Genomic DNA, 3,548 nt, shown 5'->3' on the forward strand with positions numbered 1-3,548 from the left:
GCCCAGTGACGCATTGTTGCCGACCAGCAGGGTCCCGCCGCCGAGCGTGGTGCCGCCGCCGTAGGTGTTGGCGTTGGACAACACCAGGGTGCCGGCGCCATCTTTGTTGAGCACGGAACTGGCGTTGCCCTGCAGCGCCCCACTCAGGGTCAGGTTGCCGGTGCCACCAAAATTCACGGTGCCGGTGAGGTTGATGATGTTGCTCAGGGTCGCGGTGGCGCCGGAGTCGATCCGGGTGCCGGTTGCGGCGCTGACGGCGCCGGTGCCCAGGGCCTGGCTGCTGCCGATGATGAGCGAGCCGGCGTTGAGGGCGGTGCCACCGCTGTAGGTATTGGTGCCGTCCAGGCGCAGGACACCCGTGCCACTCTTGGTCAGACCGGCATTGCTCCCCCCCGAGATCACGCCCGACAGGGTGAACGGCGTGGTGAAGTTGCTGACGGTCAGGCCGTTGCGACCCGTGCCGATGTTGAGGCCCATCACGATGTTGTTGGCGATGCTGATCGAGGACGAGGAGCTATTGAGGGTGCCGCCATTGGCGTAGATCGTACCGCTACCGGCGAAGGCCTCGTTGTTGATCAGCAGCACGCCGCCATCGAGGGTGGCCTGGGTGGAGGCACCGCTCAACAATGCGCCTTGCAGCGTCCAGGTTCCACTGTCGACCACCAGGTTGCTGAAATTGATGTACTTCGTCGAATCGATGATGCCGGTGCCGACGTTGGTGCCGCTGCCACCGCTCATGTCGTTTTGCAGCCTGAGCGTGTTGTTGCCACCGGCACCGCCATCGACCATGCCGGTAGGCGCAAAGTTCAGCCCGCCCATGCCGACGACGATCAACTCCCCGGCGCTGGCTCCGCTGGCGCTGACCGACGAGCCGGTGACCGCAGTGAACGTGTTGGCGCCGCCGGCGCCCATCGACACACTGCCGATCACCGTGCCGCCGTTGACGAAGATATTGCCCGCAAGCGAGGACTCGAAGCCGACCCGCCCGATGACGCTGCCGGAGTTGAGGAAGATCACCCGGCCACCGCCGTAGATCGCGACCACCGGCCGGTTGGCCGCGTTTTCGCTGGCACCGATGGCCAGGGTCGTGGAAATCAGGCCGTAGTTATCGATGATGGTACGGCCCGAGAGCCCGTTGTTGATGTCCAGCGCCACGCCGGTGAAATCAATCAGCGACCCGTTGATGTCGCCGGAAACACCGCGGATCACGCTGCCGGCGGCGTTGGTGATCGACAGGTTGGAGAAAACGGGGCTTACGAGTTTCAGCGCGGTGGAGGAGAACGCGGACGAGCCAATGGAGGGGTCGATGGAGCCGCCGTTGTACAGGGAAGTACTGGGACCCGTCACGGTAAACGCCGGTTTGCTCGGATCGGACGTCGTCACGACCCCGCCGGACATGAGGGTGATCACCAGATTGCTGGCCGCCAGGTCAAGGTTCGTGTTGACACCGGAACAGTCCACCGCCGATCCATTGGTCGGCGTCGCCGGTGTGCACGCGGCGTAGATCGGGTCGGACACGGCGAACGCGCCGAACATGGCCATGCTGACGGCCAGCGACAAGCGGGTACGGGCGGTGCGCGGTACTGCGGTTTTACGTCTGTCCACAACGACTCCTATGTGGATCAGGCGACTCATCCCTGACAGCGCAGCAACGCTGCGCGAGTAATTGACGGGCCCGACCTTGGCAAGATGAAGGATTTTTTATTGGTGGCACTTTAACAGCTCCCACTCAATAGAAAAATTTGCGCACAAGGTTATTGAGGGAAACTGCGCTGGCAAGCCCCCCAAATCCCTGCGGGAGTCGACTTGCCGGCGATGCGCCGCAAGGCGGCGCTCGATCTGACGGACGGCTGGCTTCAGTCCGCCAACAACCCAAGCTTCCTGGCAAACGGCTGCGCCGCGATGGTCTGGCGTTGATACTGGCTGGCGTCTTCATGGGTGGCGAGCCACAGCATCACCGCCGCCGGCACCTCTGGCGGCGCACTGCCGGCGCGCAGGGCGATCACACCTTTTTCGCCGATGGTGGCTTTCAGCGCGTCGGTGGTCACCACCCCGGGATTGACGGTGTAGGCGCGGACGCCGGCGTCACCCAATTCCACCGCAACGATCCCCGACAACCGTGAAACCGCCGCCTTGCCCGCGCCATAGGCATAGCCCCAGCCGCCCTTCCCGGCCGCTACCGGCGGGTCGCTTTCGCCGGCGCCGGAGGTGACGTTGATCACCACGCCGTCGCCCTGCTCCGCCATCACCTGGGCCACCGCGCGGGTCAGCAGGAACGGGGTGAGGATGTAGCCCTTGAACATCCGCTCCAGCGTTTCCGGCTGCAAGGCCATGAAGCCGGCATTGAGGTCGCTGCCCTGGTAGATGGCGTTATTGATCAGCACGTCGATGCGGCCGTACTCGGCCAGCACCGCGCGGCAAGCGGCCAGTGCCGAGTCACTGTCGAGCAGGTCCATCGGCACCACCAGCGCCTTGCGGCCCAAGGCGCGGATAGCGTCGGCGGTGCCGTTGAGACTGCCCGGCAGTGGCGCGCCACTGGCATCGCGCAGGGCATGCGGGTGCTGCTCGCCTTCGTCGAGGGTGCGGGCGCTGATCGCCAGGTCGAAGCCGGCCCGGGCGAACGCCAGCGCCGCCGCGCGACCGATGCCGCGGCTGGCACCGGTGATGAATGCAACCTTGTTCATGTGTTTTCCTCAGACCCGCTGCGGCCGGACCATAGCGTCCATGCCGCCGTCGATGTACATCACGCTGCCGTGGATGAAGCCCGCTTGTTGCGACTGCAGGAAGGCGATCAGCGCGGCGATTTCCTCGGGGTGACCGTTGCGCCCCAGCGGCGCGACAAATGCGCGTACCGCCTGGCCGAAGCGCGGGTCATTGCGCGAAGCATCGTGCAGCGGGGTTTCCACCGCGCCGGGCGCGACCACGTTGAGGCGGATGCCCTTGGCCCCCCAGGCCGCCGCGAGGCGTCGGGCGTGGTGGGTGATCGCATATTTGGAACAGGCGTAGGCCACTTGGGGTTCGCCCAGGGTGTTGGCGATATCCAGCGCCCGGGCTTCGTCGTTGTCGAGCATGGCCAGGGTCATCGGCTCCTGCTCGGCGCCGGGACGAATCGCCGCCACCGAGCCGATGACCAGCGCCGCCGGATGGCTGCCCTTGGCCAGCGCGTCTTCGAGGCCGCCGAGCAACTGGCTGACGCCGAAATGGTTGATCGCCACGATCAATCCGCAGGACGGCGCGGTGACCCCGACGCCGGCGCAGCAGACCAGGCCGTCGAGGACGCCGTCACTGAGGTCGAGGACCTGGGCGATGGCCGCGTCGCGGCCTTCGCGGGTGGACAGGTCAGCAATGACCTCGGCGTTGCCGCGGTCGATACCGATGACGCGGTGGCCGGCGGCGCGCAGGGCAGCGGCAACGGCGGCGCCGATGCCGGAGGCGCTGCCGGTGATGGCGGTAGTGGGCATTGGAAACTCCGTGAATTGGGCGTTGTTGGGGGGGGGCGCTTCGCGAGCAAGCTCGCTCCTACAGGGCCTGTCTCTTATAAAAAAATA

Annotated in this window: 3 protein-coding genes; all 3 read right to left on the reverse strand. The window is 66.0% G+C overall.

The window, feature by feature from the left end; all coding sequences use genetic code 11:
* The coding region (locus NTD88_RS14575; RefSeq protein WP_262154312.1) for an autotransporter-associated beta strand repeat-containing protein at positions 1-1,605 on the reverse strand (1,605 nt) is incomplete at its 3' end.
* Between the two features lie 251 nt (positions 1,606-1,856).
* The gene (locus NTD88_RS14580) at positions 1,857-2,684 is read right to left on the reverse strand and encodes an SDR family NAD(P)-dependent oxidoreductase (protein ID WP_095154980.1); all 828 of its coding nucleotides are present in this window, start codon (positions 2,682-2,684) and stop codon (positions 1,857-1,859) included.
* A 9-nt stretch (positions 2,685-2,693) separates the two neighbouring features.
* Entirely contained in the window at positions 2,694-3,461 is a 768-nt protein-coding gene (locus tag NTD88_RS14585) for an SDR family oxidoreductase (protein WP_095154981.1), read from the reverse strand.
* Positions 3,462-3,548: the final 87 nt, after the last annotated feature.

The sequence above is a fragment of the Pseudomonas sp. 20P_3.2_Bac5 genome (assembly GCF_025466035.1).
Classification (GTDB): Bacteria; Pseudomonadota; Gammaproteobacteria; order Pseudomonadales; family Pseudomonadaceae; genus Aquipseudomonas.